Origin of the sequence: Kitasatospora sp. NPDC058492 (assembly GCF_042720685.1) — a bacterium.
Lineage (GTDB): Bacteria > Actinomycetota > Actinomycetes > Streptomycetales > Streptomycetaceae > Kitasatospora.
Genome location: NZ_JBHXMU010000017.1, coordinates 25026 through 49495, shown reverse-complemented (window position 1 = coordinate 49495; position 24470 = coordinate 25026). Strand labels below are relative to the sequence as shown.

The 24470-nt window shown below is 67.9% G+C and carries 37 protein-coding genes; all 37 read left to right on the top strand.

What is annotated here, in order from left to right; genetic code table 11:
• Positions 1-50 precede the first annotated feature (50 nt).
• The 37 genes from ACFWPI_RS13885 to rpsI all read left to right on the top strand — a co-directional run bounded on the left by ACFWPI_RS13885 (position 51) and on the right by rpsI (position 24428).
• Complete coding sequence (locus tag ACFWPI_RS13885) at positions 51-944, top strand: glycosyltransferase (RefSeq protein WP_063348963.1); 894 nt, start codon at positions 51-53, stop codon at positions 942-944.
• A 333-nt stretch (positions 945-1277) separates the two neighbouring features.
• Positions 1278-3098 (top strand): hypothetical protein, encoded by a 1821-nt coding sequence (locus ACFWPI_RS13880; protein ID WP_380369554.1) that lies wholly within the window; start codon positions 1278-1280, stop codon positions 3096-3098.
• Positions 3099-3518: 420 nt separating this feature from the next.
• Positions 3519-3827, top strand: coding sequence for a 30S ribosomal protein S10 (gene rpsJ, locus ACFWPI_RS13875; RefSeq protein WP_012785157.1), 309 nt, complete (start codon positions 3519-3521; stop codon positions 3825-3827).
• Between the two features lie 14 nt (positions 3828-3841).
• Complete coding sequence (gene rplC, locus ACFWPI_RS13870; RefSeq protein ID WP_063348965.1) at positions 3842-4489, top strand: 50S ribosomal protein L3; 648 nt, start codon at positions 3842-3844, stop codon at positions 4487-4489.
• 4 nt (positions 4490-4493) lie between these two features.
• Positions 4494-5171: a 50S ribosomal protein L4 gene (gene rplD, locus ACFWPI_RS13865; RefSeq protein ID WP_063348966.1), complete on the top strand. Its 678-nt coding sequence runs from the start codon at positions 4494-4496 to the stop codon at positions 5169-5171.
• Positions 5171-5491, top strand: a complete 321-nt coding sequence (rplW, locus tag ACFWPI_RS13860; RefSeq protein ID WP_063348967.1) for a 50S ribosomal protein L23 — start codon at positions 5171-5173, stop codon at positions 5489-5491. Before rplD ends, rplW begins: the two co-directional genes overlap by 1 nt.
• 43 nt (positions 5492-5534) lie before the next feature.
• On the top strand, positions 5535-6371 hold the full coding sequence (gene rplB / locus ACFWPI_RS13855; RefSeq protein ID WP_063348968.1) for a 50S ribosomal protein L2: 837 nt from the start codon (positions 5535-5537) through the stop codon (positions 6369-6371).
• An 11-nt stretch (positions 6372-6382) separates the two neighbouring features.
• Entirely contained in the window at positions 6383-6664 is a 282-nt protein-coding gene (gene rpsS, locus ACFWPI_RS13850; RefSeq protein ID WP_030055821.1) for a 30S ribosomal protein S19, read from the top strand.
• 50 nt (positions 6665-6714) lie between these two features.
• Positions 6715-7062: a 50S ribosomal protein L22 gene (gene rplV, locus ACFWPI_RS13845; protein WP_030055822.1), complete on the top strand. Its 348-nt coding sequence runs from the start codon at positions 6715-6717 to the stop codon at positions 7060-7062.
• On the top strand, positions 7062-7886 hold the full coding sequence (gene rpsC, locus ACFWPI_RS13840; RefSeq protein WP_063348969.1) for a 30S ribosomal protein S3: 825 nt from the start codon (positions 7062-7064) through the stop codon (positions 7884-7886). Before rplV ends, rpsC begins: the two co-directional genes overlap by 1 nt.
• A gap of 5 nt (positions 7887-7891) precedes the next feature.
• Positions 7892-8311, top strand: a complete 420-nt coding sequence (rplP, locus tag ACFWPI_RS13835; RefSeq protein WP_030055824.1) for a 50S ribosomal protein L16 — start codon at positions 7892-7894, stop codon at positions 8309-8311.
• Positions 8311-8535 (top strand): 50S ribosomal protein L29, encoded by a 225-nt coding sequence (gene rpmC / locus ACFWPI_RS13830; protein WP_063348970.1) that lies wholly within the window; start codon positions 8311-8313, stop codon positions 8533-8535. The genes rplP and rpmC overlap by 1 nt, the downstream gene beginning before the upstream one ends.
• Positions 8535-8807 carry a 30S ribosomal protein S17 gene (rpsQ, locus tag ACFWPI_RS13825; protein ID WP_030055826.1) on the top strand — a complete coding sequence of 91 codons (273 nt, stop codon included), beginning with the start codon at positions 8535-8537 and terminating at the stop codon, positions 8805-8807. Before rpmC ends, rpsQ begins: the two co-directional genes overlap by 1 nt.
• A gap of 102 nt (positions 8808-8909) precedes the next feature.
• On the top strand, positions 8910-9281 hold the full coding sequence (rplN, locus tag ACFWPI_RS13820; protein WP_030393301.1) for a 50S ribosomal protein L14: 372 nt from the start codon (positions 8910-8912) through the stop codon (positions 9279-9281).
• 15 nt (positions 9282-9296) lie between these two features.
• Positions 9297-9608 (top strand): 50S ribosomal protein L24, encoded by a 312-nt coding sequence (gene rplX, locus ACFWPI_RS13815; protein WP_030055828.1) that lies wholly within the window; start codon positions 9297-9299, stop codon positions 9606-9608.
• On the top strand, positions 9608-10177 hold the full coding sequence (gene rplE, locus ACFWPI_RS13810; RefSeq protein ID WP_030393302.1) for a 50S ribosomal protein L5: 570 nt from the start codon (positions 9608-9610) through the stop codon (positions 10175-10177). Before rplX ends, rplE begins: the two co-directional genes overlap by 1 nt.
• A 4-nt stretch (positions 10178-10181) precedes the next feature.
• Positions 10182-10367, top strand: coding sequence for a type Z 30S ribosomal protein S14 (locus ACFWPI_RS13805; protein ID WP_030393303.1), 186 nt, complete (start codon positions 10182-10184; stop codon positions 10365-10367).
• Positions 10368-10637: 270 nt separating this feature from the next.
• Positions 10638-11045 (top strand): 30S ribosomal protein S8, encoded by a 408-nt coding sequence (rpsH, locus tag ACFWPI_RS13800; RefSeq protein WP_030055831.1) that lies wholly within the window; start codon positions 10638-10640, stop codon positions 11043-11045.
• A gap of 22 nt (positions 11046-11067) precedes the next feature.
• On the top strand, positions 11068-11607 hold the full coding sequence (rplF, locus tag ACFWPI_RS13795; protein WP_063348971.1) for a 50S ribosomal protein L6: 540 nt from the start codon (positions 11068-11070) through the stop codon (positions 11605-11607).
• Positions 11608-11610: 3 nt separating this feature from the next.
• Positions 11611-11994 carry a 50S ribosomal protein L18 gene (gene rplR / locus ACFWPI_RS13790; protein ID WP_030280785.1) on the top strand — a complete coding sequence of 128 codons (384 nt, stop codon included), beginning with the start codon at positions 11611-11613 and terminating at the stop codon, positions 11992-11994.
• Between the two features lie 48 nt (positions 11995-12042).
• Entirely contained in the window at positions 12043-12666 is a 624-nt protein-coding gene (gene rpsE / locus ACFWPI_RS13785) for a 30S ribosomal protein S5 (RefSeq protein WP_030055834.1), read from the top strand.
• A complete protein-coding gene (gene rpmD / locus ACFWPI_RS13780) occupies positions 12666-12848 on the top strand; it encodes a 50S ribosomal protein L30 (RefSeq protein ID WP_030251557.1) in 183 nt (60 codons plus the stop codon). Before rpsE ends, rpmD begins: the two co-directional genes overlap by 1 nt.
• A gap of 2 nt (positions 12849-12850) precedes the next feature.
• Positions 12851-13303: a 50S ribosomal protein L15 gene (rplO, locus tag ACFWPI_RS13775; protein ID WP_376086152.1), complete on the top strand. Its 453-nt coding sequence runs from the start codon at positions 12851-12853 to the stop codon at positions 13301-13303.
• Between the two features lie 322 nt (positions 13304-13625).
• The gene (secY, locus tag ACFWPI_RS13770; protein WP_063348973.1) at positions 13626-14936 is read left to right on the top strand and encodes a preprotein translocase subunit SecY; all 1311 of its coding nucleotides are present in this window, start codon (positions 13626-13628) and stop codon (positions 14934-14936) included.
• On the top strand, positions 14936-15589 hold the full coding sequence (locus ACFWPI_RS13765; protein ID WP_380369547.1) for an adenylate kinase: 654 nt from the start codon (positions 14936-14938) through the stop codon (positions 15587-15589). Before secY ends, ACFWPI_RS13765 begins: the two co-directional genes overlap by 1 nt.
• Positions 15590-15697: 108 nt before the next feature.
• Positions 15698-16537, top strand: coding sequence for a type I methionyl aminopeptidase (map, locus tag ACFWPI_RS13760; protein WP_063348975.1), 840 nt, complete (start codon positions 15698-15700; stop codon positions 16535-16537).
• A gap of 152 nt (positions 16538-16689) precedes the next feature.
• Entirely contained in the window at positions 16690-17115 is a 426-nt protein-coding gene (mscL, locus tag ACFWPI_RS13755; protein ID WP_063348976.1) for a large conductance mechanosensitive channel protein MscL, read from the top strand.
• 205 nt (positions 17116-17320) lie between these two features.
• On the top strand, positions 17321-17542 hold the full coding sequence (gene infA / locus ACFWPI_RS13750; protein ID WP_014047798.1) for a translation initiation factor IF-1: 222 nt from the start codon (positions 17321-17323) through the stop codon (positions 17540-17542).
• 32 nt (positions 17543-17574) lie between these two features.
• Positions 17575-17688 (top strand): 50S ribosomal protein L36, encoded by a 114-nt coding sequence (rpmJ, locus tag ACFWPI_RS13745; RefSeq protein ID WP_003956441.1) that lies wholly within the window; start codon positions 17575-17577, stop codon positions 17686-17688.
• 178 nt (positions 17689-17866) lie between these two features.
• A complete protein-coding gene (gene rpsM / locus ACFWPI_RS13740) occupies positions 17867-18247 on the top strand; it encodes a 30S ribosomal protein S13 (RefSeq protein WP_363369306.1) in 381 nt (126 codons plus the stop codon).
• A gap of 72 nt (positions 18248-18319) precedes the next feature.
• A complete protein-coding gene (gene rpsK / locus ACFWPI_RS13735) occupies positions 18320-18727 on the top strand; it encodes a 30S ribosomal protein S11 (protein ID WP_030232513.1) in 408 nt (135 codons plus the stop codon).
• A 146-nt stretch (positions 18728-18873) separates the two neighbouring features.
• Entirely contained in the window at positions 18874-19896 is a 1023-nt protein-coding gene (locus ACFWPI_RS13730; protein ID WP_030232516.1) for a DNA-directed RNA polymerase subunit alpha, read from the top strand.
• Positions 19897-20023: 127 nt separating this feature from the next.
• Entirely contained in the window at positions 20024-20497 is a 474-nt protein-coding gene (rplQ, locus tag ACFWPI_RS13725; RefSeq protein ID WP_063348978.1) for a 50S ribosomal protein L17, read from the top strand.
• A gap of 76 nt (positions 20498-20573) precedes the next feature.
• On the top strand, positions 20574-21485 hold the full coding sequence (truA, locus tag ACFWPI_RS13720) for a tRNA pseudouridine(38-40) synthase TruA (RefSeq protein WP_380369541.1): 912 nt from the start codon (positions 20574-20576) through the stop codon (positions 21483-21485).
• 41 nt (positions 21486-21526) lie between these two features.
• Positions 21527-23185: an ABC-F family ATP-binding cassette domain-containing protein gene (locus tag ACFWPI_RS13715; protein WP_380369539.1), complete on the top strand. Its 1659-nt coding sequence runs from the start codon at positions 21527-21529 to the stop codon at positions 23183-23185.
• Between the two features lie 235 nt (positions 23186-23420).
• On the top strand, positions 23421-23864 hold the full coding sequence (gene rplM / locus ACFWPI_RS13710) for a 50S ribosomal protein L13 (protein ID WP_063348980.1): 444 nt from the start codon (positions 23421-23423) through the stop codon (positions 23862-23864).
• Positions 23865-23897: 33 nt separating this feature from the next.
• Positions 23898-24428 carry a 30S ribosomal protein S9 gene (gene rpsI, locus ACFWPI_RS13705; protein WP_107452914.1) on the top strand — a complete coding sequence of 177 codons (531 nt, stop codon included), beginning with the start codon at positions 23898-23900 and terminating at the stop codon, positions 24426-24428.
• The last annotated feature ends 42 nt before the right edge of the window (positions 24429-24470 follow it).

The following is a 24470-nucleotide window of genomic DNA, read 5'->3' as shown; positions in this document are numbered from 1 at the left end:
GGCCGGGCGGCACCGAAGCGTGATCCAGGACCAGGAGGTGCGGCGCCGTCATGAGCGTCGATTTCGTCATCCCGTACTACGGCGATCCGGAGTACCTGTTCGCCACCATCGACAGCATCCGGGCCCAGCACCAGCAGGACTGGCGGCTGACCATCGTGGACGACCAGTACCCGGGCTTCCGGGCGCCCCAGTACATCGAGAGCCTGAACGACGAGCGGATCCGGTACATCCGCAACGCGGAGCGGCTGGGGCCCAACGGCAACACCTACAAGGCCTCCACCCTGGCCGAGCGCGAGTTCGTCTCGATGATGGGCGCCGACGACCTGCTGGAGCCCGACTACCTGGACGTCGTCCTGGAGCGCCTGCGGGCCGACCCGAACGCGATCGCCGTCCAGCCGGGCGTGCGGGTGATGGACAGCGACGGGACCCTGGTGCCCTCGCTCGGCATCGGCGACAAGGTCAAGCGCCGGATCAGCGCGCCGGCCCGCAAGGCCGGGGTGATCAGCGGCGAGGCCGCGGTGAAGAGCCTGCTGTCCGGCAACTGGCTGTACACGCCGTCGCTCACCTACCGCCAGTCCGCGCTGTCGAAGATCCCGTACCGCCCGGACATCGACGCCATCCACGACCTGGCGTTCATGGTCGACATGCTGATGGAGGGCGGCAACCTGCTGGTCGACGAGCGCGAGGTGTTCCGCTACCGGCGCCACCAGGCCAGCGACTCCTCGAACCGGGTCAAGGACGGCAAGCGCTTCGACGAGGAGCTGCGGTACTACTCGCTGATCTCCAAGGAACTGCGCGCCAAGGGCTGGACCAACGCTGCGCGCTCGGCCGACCTGCACCTGTCGTCCCGCCTGCACGCCCTGATGGTCGCCGCCGGCCGGCTCGGCGCGGGTGACTTCTCCCACGCCGGCGCCATGGTCGGCCGCGCGGTCCGCAGCAGCTGACCCGAGCGGGTCCGAGGGCGGTGCCGGCAGCCGGCCGGACGCCCCCGGGTCACGGCGCCCCCGAGGCGCCCGGCCGAATTCGACGGGGCGGGAGTAAGCGCTTCGGTCGGCCGCTGGGCTCTGGATGGGTGAGGGGGTGCTCATGGGGAGCACCGACGACCGACCGGGCGGATCCTGCTGAACCACCACGCCCCAGCCCCGACACGGCCGGAACGGGGTTCTTGCCCGAGGCCTCGGCTTCTGGTAAGCGCCCTATGATGGCCGCTGATCGCCGGTCCACTGCGCCATTCTTCGCCACTCATCGGACGTGGCCACTGCACGGAAGTGACTGACATGACTGATCTGGCCACCAGCCCGGTCGGCGGCTCCCGCAAGGGGTCGCTCGAACCGGAGGGCGCGATCGCGCCCCGCCCCGGACGGCTCGACGGCCTGCTGGAGCGCCCCTGGGCGGTCCGCTCGGCCGAGGCCCTGGTCTCGATCGTGGCGGCGTTCGGCTTCGCGCTGCTCTGCACCCGCATCGACGTCAACCCGCTGAACCGGGTGGGCCAGGTCAGCGGTCTGGCCATGCTCCAGAAGTACGCCGCCATCGTGGGCCTGCCGATCCTGGCGGTGCTGCTGTACGCCGCCTACCGGGGCAGCCTGGCCCGGTACCAGCTGGCCCAGCGGCTGGTCTGCGCGGCCGTCGCGGGACTGGCCACCGGCGCGGTCGCGGGCGGGATCGCGGTGGCGCTGAACGGCACCCAGTGGGGCCTCGGCGGTCAGGAGGGCGACCCGGGCAACCTCATGGGCATGGCCAACGACATGCTGCGCGGCAAGGGCCTGCCCGGGGTCTACCCGCCCGGCTTCCCGGCGCTGCTGGCGGTCTGGTCGAAGCTGTTCTACGGCGGCGTCGGCGGCGTCGGCTACGCCATGAAGGACGTCCAGCTGATCTGCAGCGCACTGGTCGGCCCGATGGCGTACCTCTCCTGGCGGCTGATGCTGCGGCCGGTCTGGGCGCTGCTGATCGCCGTCCCGTCGGCGATCCTCTTCCTCGACCCGATCCGGCCGTACAGCCACGTCACGATGCTGGTCATGGTGCCGATGCTGGCCGCCGCCCTGCGGGAGCTGCGCCGGTCGCACGAGCTGTCGACCCGGTCCACGGTGCTGCGCGGCCTCGGCTTCGGCGTCTCGTTCGGCCTGATGTTCCTCTGGTACTCGGGCTGGTTCGTCTGGGCCGCGCCCGGCGTCCTCGTCCTGACGCTGTTCGTCATCCCGTGGCGCCAGGGCGCCGCCCGGATCAAGCGGGTGCTGCTGTTCCTCGGCGTGACGCTGGTGAGCGCCGGCGTGGTCGGCTCGCCGCTGCTGTACGAGCTGGTGCGGCTGGGTGCCCAGGCCAAGGACCGGTACGCGTACCTCTCGGTGTACATCGACCCGGCGTACATCATGGGCTGGGCCTCGGACCGCAACGGCGACCTGAACTACCACGACTTCCCGTGGCACGGTGAGCTCGCCGGGCAGAGCGCCTACACCCTGCTGCTGCTCGCCGGGGTCGCGCTGGCGCTGGGCCTCGGGCTGCGCAGCATCACCGTCCGGACCGTGACGGCCACCCTGATCAGCGCCTGGCTGCTGCGCTTCTGGTTCGCCTCCCAGATGGCCCAGACCAAGTCCATCCAGCTGTACCCGCGGACGACCTGGATCATCCTGTACGCGTTGATGATCCTCGCGGTGCTCGGCCTGATGTTCCTCGTCCAGCGGGGCGCCGGCTGGCTGCGCACGGTGCAGCGGGTCGCCGCCGTCGGGCGGCCGGCGCCGCTCACCCTGCGGCCCGCGGTCACCGGCCGGCTGGTCGCCGGCGCGGTCTGCGCGGTGGCGCTGTTCGCCACCATGGCCGCCTCCTGGTCGGCGGACCGCTACATGCCGACCACGAAGCCCGAGTACGTGCCGGTCGCCGGGGCCAAGGGCATCGACATGGGCGCGGACGCCTGGCGCGCCCACATCCTGGTGAACCGCGACGGCAAGTGCCCGAAGTACGACCCGGCCGGGCCGACCGACTGCGCGCCGGTGAACAAGGAGCTCAAGGAGTACAACAACGAGCCCGACAAGGGTCAGCTGTGGTGCGCCAACGTGACCGGCGACGAGTGGGCGCTGACCTGCGGGAGCAAGCGACCCTGGTGACGCGGGTCCGCGGCGGTGCGCGCCGCGGGTGAGGACGGTCACCCGATCGGGGCCGGTGAGGGCGACCTCACCGGCCCCGATTGGCATCCGGGCTGCTCCATGTGGCAGTATGTCCAAGTTGCTCGGTTGAGTTGCCGATGCTGTGCGCCTCCCGCCGGGAGGACTGGAAGCGAGTCCCAGGTACTCGTCGTTCCCGTGATGGCCGTTAAGCGTGAAGTCGACGCCACGGCAGCTGCGGGGCGAAAGTACGGGAATCTTCCGGGAAGTGCATGCGGGGCCTCGGCCCGGCCCCCCCACCCCGAAAGTTTGAAACCGACGAGCTTTTCGCCGGTTTTTTGCAAGCGCGAGCGCGACACGCCCGAGCGCGGGGGTCGGAGGGTGGTCGTGCAGTGACTAAGGACAAAGGACTACTGAGTAGCCATGGCGGGACAGAAGATCCGCATCCGGCTCAAGGCCTACGACCACGAGGTCATCGATTCCTCGGCGAAGAAGATCGTCGAGACGGTGATCCGAACTGGTGCGCAGGTCGCAGGCCCGGTGCCGCTGCCCACTGAGAAGAACGTGTACTGCGTCATCCGCTCGCCGCACAAGTACAAGGACTCGCGCGAGCACTTCGAGATGCGTACTCACAAGCGTCTGATCGACATCCTCGACCCCACGCCGAAGACGGTTGACTCGCTCATGCGTCTCGACCTGCCGGCTGGCGTCGACATCGAGATCAAGCTCTGAGAGGCGCACCGAAGATGGCTAAGCAGATTAAGGGCATCCTGGGCGAGAAGCTCGGCATGACCCAGGTCTGGGACGAGAACAACCGGATCGTTCCGGTGACCGTCGTCAAGGCTGGGCCCAATGTCGTGACCCAGGTCCACACCGCTGACAGTCCGGCCGGCTACGACGCCGTCCAGATCGGCTTCGGCGAGATCGACCCCCGCAAGGTGAACAAGCCCCTCGCGGGCCACTTCGCCAAGGCCGGTGTCACCCCGCGCCGCCACCTGGTCGAGCTCCGTACCTCGGACGCGTCCGAGTACACCCTCGGCCAGGAGATCACCGCGGAGCTGTTCGAGGCGGGTGTCAAGGTCGACGTGACCGGCACCTCCAAGGGCAAGGGCTTCGCCGGTGTCATGAAGCGCCACAACTTCCGGGGCCTCGGCGCCGGTCACGGTGTGCAGCGCAAGCACCGCTCGCCCGGCTCGATCGGTGGCTGCGCCACCCCGGGTCGCGTGTTCAAGGGCATGAGGATGGCCGGCCGGATGGGCCACGAGCGCGTGACCACCCAGAACCTGACCGTCCATGCCGTTGACGCGGAGAAGGGGCTGCTCCTGATCAAGGGCGCAATCCCGGGTCCGAACGGCGGCCTCGTCCTCGTCCGCACCGCGGCGAAGGGGCTGTGAGGATATGAGCACCATTGACATCCTGTCGCCCTCGGGCGACAAGACCGGCAGCCTCGAGCTGCCGGCCGAGATCTTCGACGCGAAGGTCAGCGTTCCGCTGATGCACCAGGTCGTCGTGGCGCAGCTCGCTGCGGCCCGTCAGGGCACCCACAAGACCAAGACTCGTGCCGAGGTCCGCGGTGGCGGCCGTAAGCCGTACCGCCAGAAGGGCACCGGCCGCGCCCGTCAGGGCTCGACCCGCGCCCCGCAGTTCGCCGGCGGTGGCGTCGTGCACGGTCCCGTGCCGCGCGACTACTCGCAGCGGACCCCGAAGAAGATGATCGCCGCCGCCCTGCGCGGTGCGCTCACCGACCGGGCCCGCCACAACCGCATCCACGTCGTCACCGACGTGATCGCGGCCGAGGCGCCGTCGACCAAGGCCGCCAAGGGTCTGTTCGGCAAGATCACCGAGCGCAAGAACATCCTCCTCGTCGTCGAGCGTGCCGACGAGCTGGGTCTGAAGAGCGCCCGCAACCTGCCGCACGTGCACATCCTGGACGCCGGTCAGCTGAACACCTACGACGTGCTCGTCTCCGACGATGTGGTCTTCACCCAGGCCGCCTTCGAGCGTTTCGTGGCGGGTCCCGCCGCGTCCGCCAAGGCCGTGGCTGCTGAGGGCGAGCTCGAAGGGAGCGCCGCCTGATGGCTGCAGAGATCACGAGCAAGACGTTCACGGACCCCCGTGACGTCCTGGTGAAGCCGGTCATCTCGGAGAAGAGCTACTCGCTCCTCGACGAGAACAAGTACACGTTCGTCGTGTCGCCCGGTGCCAACAAGACCCAGATCAAGCAGGCCGTCGAGGCGGTCTTCTCGGTCAAGGTCGAGTCCGTCAACACGCTCAACCGTCAGGGCAAGCGCAAGCGCTCCAAGACGGGCTTTGGCAAGCGCAAGGACACCAAGCGCGCCATCGTGACGCTGGCTGAGGGCAACCGCATCGACATCTTCGGTGGTCCGGTCTCCTAACGGAGATCGTGATCGTCGATAAGGACGAGGACGAGAGAGCCAAATGGGCATCCGCAAGTACAAGCCGACTACGCCGGGCCGTCGTGGCTCCAGCGTGGCCGACTTCGTAGAGATCACGCGGTCCACGCCGGAGAAGTCGCTGGTTCGCCCCCTGCACAGCAAGGGCGGCCGTAACAACGCCGGTCGGATCACCGTTCGCCACCAGGGTGGCGGGCACAAGCGCGCCTACCGCGTGATCGACTTCCGTCGTCACGACAAGGACGGCGTGCCGGCCAAGGTCGCGCACATCGAGTACGACCCGAACCGCACCGCGCGCATCGCGCTCCTGCACTACGCGGACGGCGAGAAGCGCTACATCATCGCGCCGCGCGGCATCGCGCAGGGTGACCGGATCGAGAACGGCGCTGGCGCCGACATCAAGCCGGGCAACAACCTGCCGCTGCGCAACATCCCGGTCGGTACCACCATCCACGCGGTGGAGCTGCGTCCCGGTGGCGGTGCCAAGATGGCCCGCTCCGCCGGTGCCGGCATCCAGCTGCTGGCGCGTGAGGGCAAGATGGCGCACCTGCGCATGCCCTCCGGTGAGATCCGCCTGGTGGACGCGCGCTGCCGCGCCACCGTCGGCGAGGTCGGCAACGCCGAGCAGTCGAACATCAACTGGGGCAAGGCCGGCCGTATGCGCTGGAAGGGCGTTCGCCCGACCGTGCGTGGTGTCGCCATGAACCCGATCGACCACCCGCACGGTGGTGGTGAGGGTAAGACCTCTGGTGGCCGCCACCCGGTCTCGCCGTGGGGCCAGAAGGAGGGTCGCACTCGTAGCCCGAAGAAGGCTTCGAACGCCCTCATCGTGCGCCGCCGCAAGACCAACAAGAAGCGCTAGGAGCAGGTCAGATGCCGCGCAGTCTCAAGAAGGGCCCCTTCATCGACGGCCACCTTCTCAAGAAGGTGGACGCGCAGAACGAGGCGGGTACCCAGAACGTCATCAAGACCTGGTCCCGTCGCTCCGTGATCTTCCCGGCCATGCTCGGCCACACGATCGCGGTGCACGATGGCCGTAAGCACGTCCCGGTGTTCGTCACCGAGTCGATGGTCGGCCACAAGCTCGGCGAGTTCGCGCCGACGCGTACCTTCCGCGGTCACGTCAAGGACGACCGCAAGTCGAAGCGTCGCTAGTCGCCAGCGAGATTACCGACTCAATGACTTACACCAGCAAGGGGACAACCATGGAAGCCAGGGCCCAGGCGCGGTACATCCGCGTCACGCCCATGAAGGCCCGCCGCGTGGTGGACCTCATCCGTGGCCTTCCGGCCACGGAGGCCCAGGCCGTCCTGCGTTTCGCTCCGCAGGCCGCCACCGTGCCCGTCGGCAAGGTGCTCGACAGCGCCATTGCCAACGCCGCGCACAACTACAACCACTCCAACGTGGACGACCTCGTCATCAGCGAGGCGTACGTTGACGAGGGCCCGACCCTGAAGCGGTTCCGTCCGCGTGCGCAGGGTCGTGCCTACCGGATCCGCAAGCGGACCAGCCACATCACCGTGGTCGTCAGCAGCAAGGAAGGGACCCGGTAATGGGCCAGAAGGTTAACCCGCACGGGTTCCGCCTCGGCATCAGCACGGACTTCAAGTCCCGCTGGTACGCCGACAAGCTGTACAAGGACTACGTCAAGGAAGACGTTGCCATTCGTCGCATGATGACGAAGGGCATGGAGCGCGCCGGCATCTCCAAGGTCGAGATCGAGCGCACCCGCGACCGCGTCCGCGTTGACATCCACACCGCCCGCCCCGGCATCGTCATCGGCCGCCGTGGCACCGAGGCCGACCGCATCCGCGGCGACCTCGAGAAGCTGACCGGCAAGCAGGTCCAGCTGAACATCCTCGAGGTCAAGAACCCCGAGCTGGACGCCCAGCTCGTGGCTCAGGGCGTCGCGGAGCAGCTGTCCTCCCGCGTCTCCTTCCGCCGTGCCATGCGCAAGTCGATGCAGGGCACCATGAAGTCCGGCGCCAAGGGCATCAAGGTCCAGTGCTCCGGTCGTCTCGGCGGCGCCGAGATGAGCCGCTCGGAGTTCTACCGCGAGGGCCGTGTGCCGCTGCACACCCTGCGCGCGAACGTCGACTACGGCTTCTTCGAGGCCAAGACGACCTTCGGCCGCATCGGTGTGAAGGTCTGGATCTACAAGGGCGACGTCAAGAACATCGCCGAGGTCCGCGCTGAGAACGCCGCTGCCCGCTCGGGCAACCGCCCGGCCCGTCCCGAGGGTGGTCGTCCCGCCCGCGGTGGCGAGCGCCGTGGTGGCGAGCGCGGTGGCCGCGGCCGTCGCCCCGCCGCGTCCGAGGCCCCCGCGGCCGCGGCCGCGGAGGCTCCGGCTGCCGAGAACACCGGAACGGAGGCCTGACTCCAATGCTGATCCCCCGTCGGGTCAAGCACCGCAAGCAGCACCACCCCAAGCGCCGTGGCGCTGCCAAGGGTGGCACCGAGCTCGCCTTCGGCGAGTACGGCATCCAGGCCGTCACCCCGGCCTACGTGACGAACCGGCAGATCGAGTCCGCTCGTATCGCCGTCACCCGTCACATCAAGCGTGGCGGCAAGGTCTGGATCAACATCTACCCGGACCGTCCGCTCACCAAGAAGCCGGCCGAGACCCGCATGGGTTCCGGTAAGGGTTCGCCCGAGTGGTGGATCGCGAACGTGCACCCGGGTCGGGTCATGTTCGAGCTGTCGTACCCCAACGAGAAGGTGGCTCGTGAGGCGCTGACCCGCGCAGCTCACAAGCTCCCGATGAAGTGCCGGATCATCCGGCGCGAGGCAGGTGAGAGCTGATGTCGGCCGGCACCAAGGCTGCTGACCTCCGCGAGCTGGACAACGAGGGTCTCGTTGCCAAGCTCCGTGAGGCCAAGGAGGAGCTGTTCAACCTCCGCTTCCAGGCGGCGACCGGGCAGCTCGACAACCACGGACGGCTCAAGCTCGTCCGTAAGGACATCGCGCGGATCTACACCCTGATGCGCGAGCGCGAGCTGGGCATCGAGACGGTGGAGAACGCCTGATGACTGAGAACACCAACGAGACGCGCGGTTTCCGCAAGACCCGTGAGGGTCTCGTCGTCAGCGACAAGATGGACAAGACCGTCGTCGTCGCCGTCGAGGACCGCGTCAAGCACGCTCTGTACGGCAAGGTCATCCGCCGTACGAACAAGCTGAAGGCGCACGACGAGGCGAACGCCTGCGGCATCGGCGACCGGGTCCTCCTCGCGGAGACCCGCCCGCTGTCCGCGACGAAGCGCTGGCGCGTCGTCGAGATCCTCGAGAAGGCCAAGTAACGAAGTTGATGCGGTACGGCCGTATGTGCACCAGGCCCCTCGCGGGCGCTGGTGTGAGCAGCGGCCGGCCCGTCAGCTCTCGTTGACGATCAGGAGAAAGCTGTGATCCAGCAGGAGTCGCGACTGCGAGTCGCCGACAACACGGGCGCGAAGGAAATCCTTTGCATCCGCGTTCTCGGTGGTTCCGGTCGCCGCTACGCCGGCATCGGGGACGTCATCGTCGCGACCGTCAAGGACGCGATCCCCGGCGGTTCGGTGAAGAAGGGTGACGTCGTCAAGTGCGTCGTCGTCCGTACCGTGAAGTCGCGTCGTCGTCCGGATGGCTCGTACATCCGCTTCGACGAGAACGCCGCGGTCGTTCTGAAGAACACCGATGGTGACCCCCGTGGTACCCGCATCTTCGGCCCGGTGGGCCGCGAGCTGCGTGACAAGAAGTTCATGAAGATCATCTCGCTTGCGCCGGAGGTGCTCTAACCCATGGCGAACAGCATGAAGATCAAGAAGGGTGACCTGGTTCAGGTCATCACCGGCAAGGACCGCGGCAAGCAGGGCAAGGTCATTCAGGCCATGCCCGCCGAGAACAAGGTCCTGGTCGAGGGTGTGAACCGGGTCAAGAAGCACACCAAGCCGGGCCCGGGCACTCAGGGTGGCATCGTCACCGTCGAGGCCCCGGTGCACGTCTCCAACGTCCAGCTGGTCGTGGAGAAGGACGGCAAGAAGGTCGTCACCCGCGTTGGCTACCGCTTCGATGACGAGGGCAACAAGATCCGCGTTGCCAAGCGAACCGGTGAGGACATCTGATGTCTGAGACGACTGTTGAGAAGGTGACCCCCCGTCTCAAGGAGCGTTACAACTCCGAGATCAAGGGTCAGCTGCAGGAGCAGTTCTCGTACGAGAACGTCATGCTGACGCCCGGCCTGGTCAAGGTCGTCGTCAACATGGGTGTCGGCGAGGCCGCCCGTGACAGCAAGCTGATCGAGGGCGCGATCCGCGACCTCACCGCCATCACCGGTCAGAAGCCGGCGGTGACGAAGGCTCGCAAGTCCATCGCGCAGTTCAAGCTGCGTGAGGGCCAGCCGATCGGCACCCACGTCACCCTCCGCGGTGACCGCATGTGGGAGTTCCTGGACCGTCTGGTGTCGCTGGCCCTGCCGCGTATCCGTGACTTCCGTGGCCTCTCCCCGAAGCAGTTCGACGGCCGTGGCAACTACACCTTCGGTCTGACCGAGCAGGTCATGTTCCACGAGATCGACCAGGACAAGGTCGACCGTCAGCGCGGTATGGACATCACCGTCGTGACCACCGCCCAGACCGACGACGAGGGCCGGGCGCTCCTGCGCGCTCTGGGCTTCCCGTTCAAGGAGGCGTAACCACATGGCGAAGAAGTCCCTCATCGCGAAGGCCGAGCGCAAGCCGAAGTTCGGCGTCCGGGCCTACACCCGGTGCCAGCGCTGCGGCCGTCCGCACTCGGTGTACCGCAAGTTCGGCCTCTGCCGTGTGTGCCTTCGTGAGATGGCGCACCGCGGCGAGCTGCCGGGCGTGACCAAGAGCTCCTGGTAGTCCAGGACCTCGCGGTAATGCCATAGCGAAGCAGGTGTGCCCGACCCCACAGCGCCCCTTTTTTGGGGCTGCGTACGGAATCCCGTAGGGTAGTGAGGTCGGGCCCCCTGTCGCGGGAGCTCCATAGCTGCCGTCGACCCTCTTCGGAGGGCTCGCACCCAGTCTTACGACGCCGCAGGTCCCCTGCGTCTGTGCCCCTGCCGCACTCCTCGGAGTGCGGCGGGGGGACCTGGCGCGGAGAAACCACGGCGAGAGAGGCCTGAGGCCATCATGACCATGACCGACCCCATCGCAGACATGCTCACGCGTCTGCGTAACGCTAACTCGGCGTACCACGATTCCGTGGCGATGCCGGCCAGCAAGATCAAGGCGCACGTCGCCGAGATCCTGCAGCAGGAGGGGTACATCTCCTCCTACAAGGTTGAGGAGCCCGTTGAGGGCGAGGTCGGCAAGAAGCTGACCATCGAGCTCAAGTTCGGCCCCAACCGTGAGCGCTCGATCGCTGGCATCAAGCGGATCAGCAAGCCGGGCCTGCGGGTCTACGCAAAGTCCACCAACCTGCCGAAGGTGCTCGGCGGCCTGGGCGTGGCGATCATCTCCACGTCCTCGGGTCTCCTCACCGACAAGCAGGCCGCCAAGAAGGGCGTAGGCGGAGAAGTTCTCGCCTACGTCTGGTAATTCGGGAAACGGAGGTACAGCAATGTCGCGCATTGGACGGCTGCCCATCCAGGTCCCCGCTGGCGTGGACGTCACCATCGATGGCCGGGCGGTCTCGGTGAAGGGCCCCAAGGGCTCCCTCACCCACGTTGTCGCCGCGCCGATCGAGATCGGTAAGGGCGAGGACGGCACGCTGCTCGTCACCCGCCCCAACGACGAGCGTCTGTCGAAGGCCCTGCACGGCCTTTCCCGCACGCTGGTGGCGAACATGATCACCGGCGTGACCGCGGGCTACCGCAAGTCGCTGGAGATCAGCGGTGTCGGCTACCGAGTTCTGGCGAAGGGCTCCGACATGGAGTTCCAGCTGGGCTACAGCCACCCGATCCTGGTCGAGGCCCCTGAGGGCATTTCCTTCGTCGTCGAGTCGGCCACCAAGTTCCACGTGGACGGCATCGACAAGCAGAAGGTCGGCGAGGTCGCCGCGAAGATCCGCAAGCTGCGCAAGCCCGACCCGTACAAGGCCAAGGGCGTCAAGTACGCGGGCGAGGTCATCCGCCGCAAGGTCGGAAAGAGTGGTAAGTAAGCGATGAGCGTCTCTGTCAAGATCGGCAAGGGCAACGCCTACAAGAGCGCCGCTCGCAAGCGCCGCGCGATCCGCGTTCGCAAGCGCGTCGTCGGCACCGAGGTGCGTCCGCGCCTCGTCGTGACGCGCTCGAACCGTCACATGGTCGCCCAGGTCATCGACGACGCCAAGGGTCACACCCTGGCGTCGGCGTCCACCCTCGACGTGTCCATCAAGGGCGCCGAGGGCGACAAGACCGAGCTGGCCAAGAAGGTCGGGAGCCTGGTCGCCGAGCGCGCCAAGGCCGCCGGCATCGAGTCGGTCGTCTTCGACCGCGCGGGCAACCGGTACGCCGGCCGCATCGCCGCCCTGGCGGACGCGGCTCGCGAGGCCGGGCTCGACTTCTAAGCCGCTCGTCGACTCAGTCGACGGACGTAATCGAGAGAGGTAATTCCAATGGCTGGACCCCAGCGCCGCGGTAGCGGCGCCGGCGGTGGCACCGGCGGTGGCGAGCGGCGCGACCGTAAGCGTGACGACCGGGGCAACGCCCCCGCCGTCGAGAAGACCGCTTACGTCGAGCGCGTTGTCGCGATCAACCGTGTCGCCAAGGTTGTCAAGGGTGGTCGTCGTTTCAGCTTCACCGCGCTGGTCGTGGTGGGCGACGGTGACGGCACCGTGGGTGTCGGTTACGGGAAGGCGAAGGAGGTTCCGGCCGCCATCGCCAAGGGTGTTGAGGAGGCCAAGAAGAACTTCTTCAAGGTCCCCCGTATCCAGGGCACCATCCCGCACCCGATCCAGGGTGAGAAGGCCGCCGGCGTCGTGCTCCTGAAGCCCGCCGCCCCCGGTACCGGTGTTATCGCCGGTGGTCCGGTGCGCGCCGTCCTGGAGTGCGCCGGCATTCACGACATCCTGTCGAAGTCGCTCGGCTCGGACAACGCGATCAACATCGTGCACGCCACCGTGGCTGCTCTGAAGGGCCTCGTGCGCCCCGAGGAGATCGCCGCTCGTCGTGGCCTGCCGCTGGAGGACGTGGCTCCCGCTGCTCTGCTGCGGGCGCGTGCTGCAGGGGTGAGCGCCTGATGGCTCGCCTGAAGATCACGCAGACCAAGTCGTACATCGGCAGCAAGCAGAATCACCGTGACACCCTGCGTTCGCTTGGTCTCAAGCGCATGCACGACGTCGTGGTGAAGGAGGACCGTCCCGAGATCCGCGGGATGGCCCAAACGGTCCGTCACCTGGTGACGGTTGAGGAGGTGGACTGATCATGGGCGACAACCCGATCAAGATCCACAACCTGCGTCCCGCCCCGGGTGCCAAGACCGACAAGATCCGCGTGGGTCGTGGTGAGGCCTCCAAGGGTAAGACCGCCGGTCGTGGTACCAAGGGCACCAAGGCCCGCTACCAGGTTCCGCAGCGCTTCGAGGGTGGCCAGATGCCGCTCCACATGCGCCTGCCGAAGCTGAAGGGCTTCAAGAACCCGTTCAAGATCACGTTCCAGGTCGTCAACCTCGACAAGCTGGCCGAGCTCTACCCGCAGGGTGGAGAGGTCACCGTCGAGGACCTGGTCGCCAAGGGCGCGGTTCGCAAGAACTCCCTCGTCAAGGTGCTCGGCACCGGCGAGATCTCGGTTGCGCTGCAGGTGACGGTCGACGCCGTCTCCGGTTCCGCCGCCGAGAAGATCACCGCCGCGGGCGGTACCGTCACCGAGCTCGTCTGAGCCCGCTGACTTCCGTGCGAGCCCCGCACCTCCTTCGGGAGGTGCGGGGCTCGCGCGTTTTCCGGGCATCGCGTTTTCCGGGCATTCCGTTGACGTGTCCTCGTTCTTTTGTGTGGCAAACCCGGGCATCCCGTACCCCGTGAGTGGGGGAGGGGCGGTACGCGCTTCTTCCGAGTGGCTGCGCACTGTTAGAGTCCGTGGAGTTCCCTTGTAGGCTGCGCGTAGGCTCGCCTGTGCCGTCTGTACGGGAGCCCGTACCGCCAAAACTCCCATTCAGGACCGACCCTCCCGCCGACGACGCGCGGGAGGCGCAGGAGGCACCGTGCTCAGTGCGTTCGCGCGGGCGTTCCAGACGCCCGACCTGCGCAAGAAGCTGCTGTTCACGCTGGGCATCATGGTGCTGTTCCGCCTGGGCTCACACATTCCGATCCCCGGCGTGAGCTTCACGGCCGTGAACGAGTGTGTGAAGGACACCAAGAACAACGGCCTCTTCGGGCTCGTCAACCTGTTCAGTGGTGGCGCGCTCCTCCAGCTGACGATCTTCGCGCTCGGCATCATGCCGTACATCACCGCGAGCATCATCCTCCAGCTCCTCACGGTCGTGATCCCGCGACTGGAAGCGCTGAAGAAGGAGGGCCAGGCCGGCCAGACGAAGATCACCCAGTACACCCGCTACCTGACCATCGCGCTCGCCGTGCTCCAGGGCACCGGCATCGTGGCGACGGCCTCCAGCGGCGCGCTGTTCTCCGGCTGCCCGGTGGGCAACCAGATCGTCCCGGACACGAGCGTGTTCCGGATCGCCGTCATGGTGATCACGATGACCGCCGGCACCACGGTGATCATGTGGCTGGGCGAGCTGATCACGGACCGCGGCATCGGCAACGGCATGTCGCTGCTGATCTTCACCTCGATCGCCGCGCAGTTCCCGTCCTCGATGTGGGCGATCAAGGGCTCCGGCACCATCGGTGGCGGCTGGGTCGAGTTCCTGTCCGTGGTCGCGGTCGGCATCATCGTTGTGATGCTGGTCATCTTCGTCGAGCAGGCCCAGCGCCGGATCCCGGTGCAGTACGCGAAGCGGATGATCGGCCGGCGGGCGTTCGGCGGCACGTCGACCTACATCCCGCTCAAGGTGAACCAGGCCGGTGTCATCCCGGTCATCTTCGCCTCGTCGCTGCTGTACATCCCGGCCCTGGTGGTCCAGCTGACCGGTAGCCAGTCGGGCTGGGCGGTGTGGGTCACCCAGCACTTCGTCAAGGGCGACCACCCGATCTACATGGCGACCTACTTCCTGCTGATCGTCTTCTTCGCCTTCTTCTACGTCGCGATCTCCTTCAACCCCGAAGAAGTTGCCGACAATATGAAGAAGTATGGTGGCTTCATCCCGGGCATCCGGGCCGGCCGACCGACGGCCGAGTACCTGAACTACGTGCTGACCCGAATCACGTGGCCGGGTTCGCTCTACCTGGGCCTGATCGCGTTGATCCCGATGATCGCCCTGGTCGCCTTCGGACAGCAGACCAACTTCCCGTTCGGCGGCACCAGCGTGCTCATCGTCGTCGGCGTCGGACTCGAAACTGTGAAGCAGATCGAGAGCCAGCTCCAGCAGCGCAATTACGAAGGGTTCCTCCGCTGATGCGTATCGTCCTCGTTGGTCCTCCCGGGGCCGGGAAGGGTACTCAGGCGCACCTGCTCGCCAAGACCCTGTCCATTCCCCACATCTCCACCGGCGACCTGTTCCGCGCCAACATCGGTCAGGGCACCCCGCTGGGGCTCGAGGCCAAGAGCTACATGGACGCGGGCCGCCTGGTGCCGGATGAGGTCACCATCGGGATGGCCAAGGACCGCATGCTCCAGGAGGACGCCGCAGGCGGCTTCCTGCTCGACGGCTTCCCCCGCAACCTCGGCCAGGCCAAGGCGCTCGACGAGTTCCTCGCCGAGCAGGGGATCAAGCTGGACGGCGTGCTGGACCTGGAGGTCCCCGAGGACGAGGTGGTCCGCCGGATCGCCGGCCGCCGCCTGTGCCGCAACGACGGGGGCCACGTCTTCCACGTGGACTACAACCCGCCGAAGGCCGCGGGCGTCTGCGACGAGTGCGGCGGCGAGCTGTACCAGCGCTCGGACGACACCGAGGACAAGGTGCGCACCCGGCTGGAGGTCTACCACACGGAGACCGAGCCGATCATCGACTACTACGTCCAGCAGGGCCTGGTGGCGACCATCTCGGCCCTCGGCAAGGTGGACGAGGTCACCCGGCGCGCGATCGAGGCGCTGAAGCAGGACAACTGAGTTTCCCGGCGACGCCGTACGGCCGCGCTCCCCGATCCCGGGCGGCGCGGCCGTACGGCGTCGTACGGTGGTAGGCAGTGGCAAACAGAACGTGGAAGGCGTGACCAGATGGTGGAGATCAAGACCCCCGAGCAGATCGCGAAGATGCGAGCGGCCGGGCTGGTCGTCGCCGAGGCGCTGAAGGCCTGCCGGGAGGCGGTCGCCCCGGGGGTGACCACCCAGGAGCTCAACGACATCGCGGACAAGGTCATCACCGACCACGGTGCGACCTCCAACTTCCGCGCCGACCACGGCGGTCTGTGGTTCCCCGGGGTGATCTGCGCCTCGGTGAACAACGAGGTCGTGCACGGCATCCCCGGTGACCGGGTGCTCCAGGAGGGCGACGTCATCTCGATCGACTGCGGCGCCATCCTGGACGGCTGGCACGGCGACGCGGCGATCACCGTGGCGGTCGGCGAGGTCCGCCCCGAGGTCGAGATGCTGAGCCGGGTGACCGAGGGCTCGATGTGGGCCGGCATCGCCCAGATGAAGAAGAACAACCGCCTGGTCGACGTCTCCAAGGCGATCGAGGGCTTCATCCGCCGCCAGCCGCTGCCCCCCAAGGGCAAGTGGGGCATCACCGAGGGCTACGGCGGCCACGGCATCGGCACCGCGATGCACATGGAGCCGCACGTGCTGAACTACGTCGAGCGCGGCCGCGGCAAGGGCCCGAAGCTGATCCCCGGCACCGTCCTGGCGATCGAGCCGATGGTCTCGCTGGGCACCCCGCACACCGCCGTGCTGGAGGACGACTGGACGGTCGTCACCAACGACGGCACCTGGGCCTCGCACTGGGAGCACTCGGTGGCCGTCACCGAGCAGGGCCCGCTGGTCCTGACGGCCTTCGACGGCGGCAAGGCGGAGCTCGCGAAGCTGGGCATCACCGCCGCCCCGGACCCGCTCGGCTAGTCTCACGACGGTCGGCTGAGCGGCCAACTTCCGCTGCTGACAACGGATCAGGGCCCTGGGGGTTTGGACCTCCAGGGCTTTTGTCCTATTTTTATCGGCTGGCAGTGGCTTCAGTAGTGGCTTCAGCAGCTTCGATCGATCGGGAGAGTGCAGTGCTCAAGGGATTCCGCGACTTCATGATGCGCGGCAACGTGGTCGACATGGCGGTCGGTGTGGTCATCGGCGCCGCGTTCACCGGCGTGGTGACCGGCTTCGTGTCGGCCTTCCTCACCCCGCTGGTCGGCGTCGTGGTCGGCGCGGCCGGCGACTTCAGCTCGTACAAGGCGACGGTGGCCGGGGTCACGTTCCCGTACGGCCAGTTCCTCAACGTGCTGATCGCCTTCGTGATGACTGCGGCGGTGCTGTACTTCTGCGTCGTGCTGCCGGTCACCAAGGCGACCGCGCGATACCTGCCGAAGAAGGCGAAGACCCCCAAGCGGCCCTGCCCCGAGTGCCTGACCGAGATCCCCGAGGCCGCCCGCCGCTGCGCGGCCTGCACCGCCCACGTCGAGCCGCTGAAGGTCACCGCCGGGTTCTGACCCGCCGGGACCAGCCGGAACGTCACGGTGGCCGCCTTCGGGGGATCTCGTTTTGGCCCACCGGACGCGCTGGCGTAGGATGGACCGTCGGCTCACTCGTAGCGTGCTTCAGCACGCCCTCTTCCCTTCGGGGGCGGGGTGAACCCAGGTTCGCACGAGCGTGCCGCATACGGTAGCCGGTCCCGGAAGGTGGATCTCGCAGTTCATGGCTAAGAAGCAAGGCGCCATTGAGATCGAGGGCACCGTGATCGAGTCTCTTCCGAACGCGATGTTCAGGGTCGAGCTGCAGAACGGTCACAAGGTCCTCGCGCACATCAGTGGCAAGATGCGCATGCACTACATCCGCATCCTGCCGGACGACCGGGTCGTCGTGGAGCTCAGCCCCTACGACCTCACGCGCGGGCGGATCGTCTACCGCTACAAGTAAGAACGTCAGATCTAGACCCGGAGAACCTGAACATGAAGGTCAAGCCGAGCGTCAAGAAGATCTGCGACAAGTGCAAGGTGATCCGCCGCCACGGCCGGGTCATGGTGATCTGCGACAACCTGCGCCACAAGCAGCGCCAGGGCTGATCTCTCCCCAGCATTTCTCGTAGTACTTCGCGCGACGCGAAAACGTCATAAGTGGGCTACCCGATCCGTCCCAGTGAAGGGACGGACTGCCGCCCCCGGTCAGAGGCCGGGGCTCCATCGTCGAGAGGCGAAGGAGTAGGTAGCACGCAAGACCTCTGAAGAAATACAGGAGCCTTGAATGGCACGCCTCGCCGGCGTTGATCTCCCCCGTGAGAAGCGGATCGAGATCGCCCTTACCTACGTGTACGGCATCGGCCGTACCCGCGCCCAGCAGACCCTGGCCGAGACCGGTGTCAACCCGGATGTCCGCGTTCGCGACATCTCCGAGGAAGACCTCGTCAAGCTGGGCCAGTACCTCGACGCCAACTACACGGTCGAGGGTGACCTCCGCCGTGAGGTGGCCGCCGACATCCGCCGCAAGGTCGAGATCGGCTGCTACGAGGGTCTGCGTCACCGCCGCGGCCTGCCGGTCCGCGGTCAGCGCACCCACACCAACGCGCGTACCCGCAAGGGCCCGCGTCGCGCGATCGCCGGTAAGAAGAAGCCGGGCAAGAAGTAGTCCGTCCCGTAACCGGACATCCCTCCGGCCCGCGGGTCAGCGGACCGACCACCTCAGTAGGAGAACAGACTTATGCCCCCCAAGGGTCGTCAGGCTGCCGGCGCGAAGAAGATCCGCCGCAAGGAAAAGAAGAACGTCGCTCACGGCCACGCGCACATCAAGAGCACGTTCAACAACACCATCGTTTCGATCACCGACCCTGCGGGCAACGTGATCTCCTGGGCCTCCGCCGGTCACGTCGGCTTCAAGGGCTCGCGCAAGTCCACCCCGTTCGCCGCGCAGATGGCCGCCGAGGCCGCTGCCCGTCGCGCGCAGGAGCACGGCATGCGCAAGGTTGACGTCTTCGTCAAGGGTCCGGGCTCCGGCCGCGAGACCGCGATCCGCTCGCTCCAGGCCACCGGCCTGGAGGTCGGCTCGATCCAGGACGTCACCCCCACCCCGCACAACGGCTGCCGTCCGCCGAAGCGCCGCCGCGTCTGACGCAGCGCCTTCGGGCTCGCAGTACCTGCTTTGAACCTTCGTACGGGGTCCCACGCGGTGATTCGTCGCTGTTCGCGGGACCCCGTACGCTTGGTCCTGTCGGCATCAAATAGTGGGTGCCGAAGACAACTGGAGGAATACCCCCCATGCTTATCGCTCAGCGCCCCTCGCTGACCGAAGAGGTCGTCGACGAGTTCCGCTCGCGGTTCGTGATCGAGCCGCTGGAGCCGGGCTTCGGCTACACCCTCGGCAACTCCCTGCGCCGCACGCTCCTGTCGTCGATCCCGGGTGCCGCTGTCACCAGCATCCGCGTCGACGGCGTCCTGCACGAGTTCACCACCGTGCCGGGCGTCAAGGAGGACGTGACCGACCTCATCCTCAACATCAAGCAGCTGGTCGTCTCCTCGGAGCACGACGAGCCGGTCGTGATGTACCTGCGCAAGCAGGGCCCGGGTGTCGTCACCGCCGCCGACATCGCCCCGCCGGCGGGTGTCGAGGTGCACAACCCGGAGCTGGTCCTCGCCACGCTGAACGGCAAGGGCAAGCTGGAGATGGAGCTGACCGTCGAGCGCGGTCGCGGCTACGTCTCCGCCGTCCAGAACAAGGCCTCCGGCCAGGAGATCGGCCGCATCCCGGTCGACTCGATCTACAGCCCCGTGCTGAAGGTCACCTACAAGGTCGAGGCCACCCGTGTCGAGCAGCGGACCGACTTCGACAAGCTGATCGTCGACGTCGAGACCAAGCCCGCCATGCGTCCGCGTGACGCCATGGCCTCGGCCGGCAAGACCCTGGTGGAGCTGTTCGGTCTCGCCCGCGAGCTGAACATCGACGCCGAGGGCATCGACATGGGCCCGTCCCCGACGGACGCCGCCCTGGCCGCCGACCTGGCGCTGCCGATCGAGGAGCTGGAGCTCACCGTCCGCTCCTACAACTGCCTCAAGCGCGAGGGCATCCACACCGTGGGTGAGCTCGTCGCCCGCTCCGAGGCCGACCTGCTCGACATCCGCAACTTCGGTGCGAAGTCGATCGACGAGGTCAAGGCGAAGCTGGCCGGCATGGGCCTGGCCCTCAAGGACAGCCCGCCCGGGTTCGACCCGACCGCCGCCGCCGACGCCTTCGGCGCCGACGACCTGGACGACGCGGGTTACGCCGAGACCGAGCAGTACTAAGAGATTTGGCCGCGGGGGCGGTTCCACCGAACCGCCCCCGTCGTCGTGAAAGTCGTCCGGGCAACAGTGCCCGGACGCCCGCTGCGGTACCTGATACGGCCGTAGTCGGAGATTCAAGGAGTCATCCATGCCGCGTCCCACCAAGGGTGCCCGCCTCGGCGGCGGCCCGCACCACGAGCCGCTGCTGCTCGCCGGTCTGTGCCGGGAGCTGTTCCAGTACGGCCGCATCACCACGACCGAGGCCAAGGCCCGTCGGATGCGCCCGCTGGCGGAGAAGCTGATCACCAAGGCGAAGAAGGGCGACATCCACAACCGTCGCCTGGTGCGCAAGACGATCACCGACATCGCCGTGCTGCACACCCTCTTCACCGAGATCGCGCCGCGCTACGAGAACCGCCCGGGTGGTTACACCCGTATCACCAAGATCGGTCCCCGTCGTGGCGACAACGCCCCGATGGCCGTGATCGAGCTGGTCGAGGCGCTGACCGTCGCGCAGACCGCCGTCGGCGAGGCCGAGGGCGCCACCAAGCGCGCCGTCAAGGAGGCCGACGCCAAGGTCGAGGCCAAGGCCGACGAGGCCGTCGAGGCCGAGCAGGCCTGACACCGCTAGGTGTGGTCGCGGGCCCGCTCTCCCATCCGTGGGGGAGCGGGCCCGTTCCTTCTGTCTGGAGTGGATTGTGGTCAACGATTGCGCCGAGCAGCCGCCGGTGAAGGACGGCCCGGCCGACGGGTGCGTCCGGGTCCGGCTCGATCTCGCCTACCAGGGCGCCGAGTTCTCCGGCTGGGCCCGCCAGCGCGGCGGCCGCCGGACGGTCCAGGAGGAGATCGAGAGCGCGCTGCAGATCGTCACCCGCAGCCCCGAGCTGTTCCCGCTGACCGTGGCCGGGCGCACCGACGCCGGGGTGCACGCCCGCGGCCAGGTCGCGCACGTCGACCTGCCGGCCGAGCTGTGGGAGGCGCACCGCGAGAAGCTGATGCGTCGGCTGGCCGGCCGGCTGCCCGGGGACATCCGGATCTACCGGGTCGGCGAGGCGCCGGCCGGGTTCGACGCCCGCTTCTCGGCGATCTGGCGCCGCTACGCCTACCGGGTCGCCGACCACCCCGGCGGGGTCGACCCGCTGCTGCGCGGGCACGTGCTCTGGCACGACCGCCCGCTGGACGTCGACCGGATGAACGAGGCCGCGAAGCTGCTGCTCGGCGAGCACGACTTCGCCGCGTACTGCAAGAAGCGTGAGGGCGCCACCACCATCCGCACCCTGCTGGAGCTGCACTGGGACCGCGTCCCGGTGGACTCCTACGCCGCCCAGGAGGGCTCGCTGGCGGTCGCCACCGTCCGCGCCGACGCGTTCTGCCACAACATGGTCCGGGCGCTGGTCGGGGCGATGCTGCTGGTCGGCGACGGGCACCGGCCGGTGGAGTTCCCCGGCGAGGTGCTGGCCGGCGGGGTCCGCAACTCGGCCGTCAACGTGATCCGGCCGTACGGGCTCACCCTTGAGGAAGTCGGCTACCCGCCGGACGACCGGCTCGCCGAGCGGAACCGCCAGGCCAGGCGGCTGCGCACACTGCCCGGTCAGCCGCCCGTCGGGTAATCCGTTTGGGCCGGGCGCGTCGGCTTGGGACAATCGTCCGCATGGGACACGTCGAGATTTCGCACCTGGAGTACTACCTGCCGGACGGGCGGGTGCTGTTCGACGACGCGTCCTTCCGGGTCGGCGAGGGCGCCGCGGTCGCCCTGGTCGGCGCCAACGGGGCCGGCAAGACCACCCTGCTGCGGATGATCGCGGGGGACCTCCAGCCGCACGGCGGCACGGTGACGATCAGCGGCGGGCTCGGCGTGATGCGCCAGTTCGTCGGCACCACCGGCCGCGAGGACGAGCGGGCCACCCCGGGCGCGCTGGCGCCGGACGCCTCGGTCCGCGACCTGCTGGTGTCCGTCGCCCCCGAGCGGATCGCCGTCGCCGCCCGCGCGGTGGACGCCGCCGAACTGGCGATGATCGCCCAGGACGACGAGAAGACCCAGATGGCCTACGCCCAGGCGCTCTCCGACTGGGCCGACGTCGGCGGCTACGACTACGAGACCGACTGGGACGTCTGCACCATGGCGGCCCTCGGGATGCCCTTCGACAAGGCCCAGTGGCGCGGCCTGAACACCCTCTCGGGCGGTGAGCAGAAGCGGCTCGTCCTGGAGGCGCTGCTGCGCGGCCCCGAAGAGGTGCTGCTGCTCGACGAGCCCGACAACTACCTGGACGTCCCGGGCAAGCGCTGGTTGGAGGAGGCCCTCAAGGCCACCTCGAAGACCGTCCTGTTCATCTCGCACGACCGCGAGCTGCTCTCCGAGGCAGCCGACAAGATCATCGCCGTCGAGTCCGGCGCGGCCGGGAGCAGTGTCTGGGTGCACGGCGGCGGCTTCGACAGCTTCCACGAGGCCCGCAAGGACCGCTTCGCGCGCTTCGAGGAGCTGGGCCGGCGCTGGGACGAGGAACACGCCAAGCTCAAGAAGCTGGTCGTCACCCTGCGCCAGGCGGCCTCCGTCAGCCACGCGCTCGCCACCCGCTACGCCGCCGCCCAGACCCGGCTGAAGAAGTTCGAGGAGGCCGGCCGCCCGGAGGAGCCCCCGCGCGAGCAGAGCATCACCATGCGGCTCAAGGGCGGGCGGACCGGCGTGCGCTCCTTCACCGTGGAGCAGCTGGAGCTCACCGGCCTGATGAAGCCCTTCGACCTGGAGGTGTTCTACGGCGAGCGGGTCGGCGTGCTCGGCTCCAACGGCTCCGGCAAGTCGCACTTCCTGCGGCTGCTCGCGGGCGACGCGAGCGTCGCGCACACAGGCACCTGGAAGCTCGGCGCCCGGGTCGTCCCCGGCCACTTCCGGCAGACCCACGCCCATCCGGAGCTGTTCGGCCGGACGGTGCGCTCGATCGTCGAGGAGGAGCACGCGCTCAGCCGCAGCGCCGCGATGGGCGCGCTGCGCCGCTACGAGCTGGACCGGCAGGAGGAGCAGAAGTTCGAGTCGCTGTCCGGTGGGCAGCAGGCCCGGCTGATGATCCTCAAGCTCGAACTCTCCGGTGTGACGGCCCTGTTGCTCGACGAGCCGACCGACAACCTGGACCTGGACAGCGCCGAGGCGCTGCAGGCCGGGCTGGAGGCCTTCGACGGCACCGTGCTGTGCGTCACCCACGACCGCTGGTTCGCCAAGACCTTCGACCGCTACCTGGTGTTCGGCGCCGACGGCCGGGTCTACGAGTCGCCCGAGCCGGTCTGGGACGTCAGCCGGGTGGAGCGCGAACGCTGAGTGACGGCGGGGGTGGGGGAAGCCGATTTTTGACCCCCACCCGCCCGCCCGGTAACCTGGACGCTTGATGTGCGTATTGGCTCGCTCTATCTCACGTGAGAGGTCGGTACGCCGGAGACATCAGGTTCGACGACCAGCGGTCCCCCTTGAATTGCGTCCAAGGTTGACCAGGCTGCTCTGCCGTCCCAGGTGCTCCTGTCAGGACTCACTCACTGAAAAGCGAAGGCATACGACCGTGCGTACGTACAGCCCCAAGCCCGGCGACGTCCAGCGTCAGTGGCACGTCATCGACGCGAACGACGTCGTGCTCGGCCGCCTGGCTTCCCAGGCCGCCAACCTCCTCCGGGGTAAGCACAAGGCGATCTACGCGCCGCACGTTGACACTGGTGACTTCGTCATCATCATCAACGCCGACAAGGTGCACCTGTCCGGTAACAAGAAGACCCAGAAGCTGGCCTACCGCCACTCTGGCTTCCCGGGTGGTCTGCGGTCGGTGCGCTACGACGACCTGCTGGCGAACAACCCGGAGAAGGCCGTCGAGAAGGCCATCAAGGGCATGATCCCCAAGAACAGCCTGGGCCGCCAGATGCTCTCGAAGCTGAAGGTCTACTCGGGCGACCAGCACCCGCACGCTGCCCAGCAGCCGGTGCCGTTCGAGATCACCCAGGTCGCGCAGTAATTCGGCCACCAAGCCCCCCAACACTGAAAAGAGCTGAGGAACACCGTGGCCGAGACCACTGAAACCACCGAGACCCTTGAGGTCGACTTCGACGAGGCCGTTGAGGCTGTCGAGGGCGAGTACACCTCCGAGGGCGAGTACACCTCCGAGTCGCTGGCCGGCCGCTTCGGCGAGGCCATCCCGGGCGCCGGCCTCGGCCGTCGCAAGGAGGCGATCGCCCGCGTGCGCATCGTCCCCGGCACCGGCCAGTGGAAGATCAACGGTCGCACCCTGGAGAACTACTTCCCCAACAAGGTGCACCAGCAGACCGTGAACGAGCCCTTCAAGCTCCTCGAGCTTGACGGCCGTTACGACGTCGTCGCCCGCATCTCCGGTGGCGGCGTCTCCGGCCAGGCCTACGCGCTGCGCCTCGGCGTGGCCCGTGCCCTGAACGAGGCCGACGTGGACAACAACCGCGGCGCGCTGAAGAAGGCCGGCTTCCTGACCCGTGACGCCCGCGCCGTCGAGCGCAAGAAGGCCGGTCTCAAGAAGGCCCGCAAGGCGCCGCAGTACAGCAAGCGCTAATCGCGCCCCTGGGGGTGCGGCCCGCCCTGGCGGCGCACCCCC